We start from the raw sequence: 1,857 nt of genomic DNA on the forward strand, positions 1-1,857 counted from the left end.
CCGCCGAGGCCGCCGACCGGCGTCGCCGGGCCACCGCCGTCGTGGGCGTCGTGGCCACCCTCGCCGCACTCGCCCACGCGCAGGGGATCCCCGATCACCTGCACGAGGAGATCCGACTGGCCTATACGGACACCGACGGCGACGGCGAGCGCGCCGACCGCTTCCCGCCCGGGCCCGAGTCCCACTACGCCGAGGTCGACAGGGTCATCCTCGAGGCGTTCCCGGGCCGCGAGAAGACCGACCTCGTCGTCGTCAGCACCGCCGACGCCTTCCTGGCCTACCACCCGTACCTGGCCTACCAGGCCGTCACCTCCCACTACGCCAACCCGCTCGGTCGGTACGACGAGCGCAACGAGGTGATGCTCGGCTGGGAGGACGCCACCAGCGGCGACGAGCTGTACGCCATGATGAACGACACGCCGTGGCGGCGCCCGGATGCCGTGGTCGCCCGCCCCTCGGGTTCCGGGTACGCGCTGCGCCTGGCCGAGGACACCTATCCCAACGACCCCAACGTGCGCCGGTTCGGCGTCACCATCCCCGCCGAGGCCGTGGAGGGCCCCCACTTCGAGGTCCACGACGTCGGACCGTTCGCCGTGATCGTGGTGCGATGAGGTGACCCCACTGTGACGGCGAGCGACCGGCGCCCCCTCGGGCGGCACCCCTACCCGGGGATGGACCGCGACCGACGGCTGGCCGTGATCACCGGCTTCCTCGGCGCGTTCCTGGCGATCCTGTCCGGGTTCCTCCCGGTCCACCAGGACACCACCGAGGTGCGCTGGACCGCCGGACCCGACTACGCCTCCGTCACCGCGCCGCTGGTCTCCGGGAGACCGCTCGACCTGACCATCACCGCACCGTGTGGCCCGTTGTCGCAGGTTCCCGACGACACGATCGTGTTCTCGACCCTGCCCGAGGGCGCACCCGGTCGGATCTCCGACGGCCTCGTGGTGCAACGCTCCGCCGACGCCGCGGGGGACCCCGCCATCGAGGTGGCGGTCCGCAACACCACCCTGCTCTCGGTCCCCCTGTCCACCCTCCGGGACCCGGCCTGCGAGTCGCTGCGGGTCAGGGCCGAGGTCGGGGTGCTGGTGGCCGAGCTCACCGGCCTGTCCGAGGTCGGGGGCCAGGGCGGGGACGACGACGAGAACGGCCAGGACCCGGTCAGCGCGGCCGTCCCGGGAACCATGCGCCCGCAGGTGACAGGGGTGTTCACGGACCTCACGCCCACCTCCGCGCCCGACGGGCTGGGCGAGTCGACGGTGGAGATCACCGTCGACTCCCGCTACTCCTCCAGCCCCACGGCGCTCAAGCTGGCGTTGATGGTGCTCGGGGTCCTGGCCACCCTCGCCTCGGTGGTGTTCCTGCACCGCCTCGACGGGATCGACGGACGGTCCGACCGCCGGTTCGTCCCCCGCTCGTGGACCCGGTTGTCGGCGGTGGACGGCGTGGTGGTGGGCGTCCTGGGGTTCTGGCACCTCGTCGGCGCCAACACCTCCGACGACGGCTACCTCCTCACCATGGCCCGGTCGGCCGGACCCAGCGGGTACATGGCCAACTACTACCGCTGGCTCGGATCCCCCGAGTCGCCCGTGGGCTGGTACTACGAGATCCTGCGGTTGTTCGCCGAGGTGTCCACCGCGAGCCCGTGGATGCGCCTGCCCACCCTGGCGTGCGGCATCCTGGCGTGGCTGATCATCAGCCGGGAGGTGGTCCCGCGCCTGGGCCGGCTCGCCCGCACCTGGCACCGGCCGCGCTGGACGGGCGCCGCGCTCTTCCTGGCCTTCTGGATGGCGTTCAACAACGGACTGCGGCCCGAGCCCGTGATCGCGCTGGGCGCGCTGCTCACCTGGTCGCTCG

2 protein-coding genes are annotated in these 1,857 nt (G+C 72.5%); both read left to right on the forward strand.

The genetic code is table 11. From position 1 onward, the window contains the following. Positions 1-611, forward strand: a 611-nt coding sequence (locus G6020_RS07325) for an arabinofuranosyltransferase (protein ID WP_182610171.1), incomplete at its 5' end; no start/stop codon positions are given. Between the two features lie 12 nt (positions 612-623). Further along, on the forward strand, positions 624-1,857 hold a 1,234-nt coding region (locus G6020_RS07330), incomplete at its 3' end, for an arabinosyltransferase domain-containing protein (RefSeq protein WP_347238333.1).

Origin of the sequence: Dietzia sp. B19, assembly GCF_014145155.1 — a bacterium.
GTDB classification, from domain to species: domain Bacteria; phylum Actinomycetota; class Actinomycetes; order Mycobacteriales; family Mycobacteriaceae; genus Dietzia; species Dietzia natronolimnaea.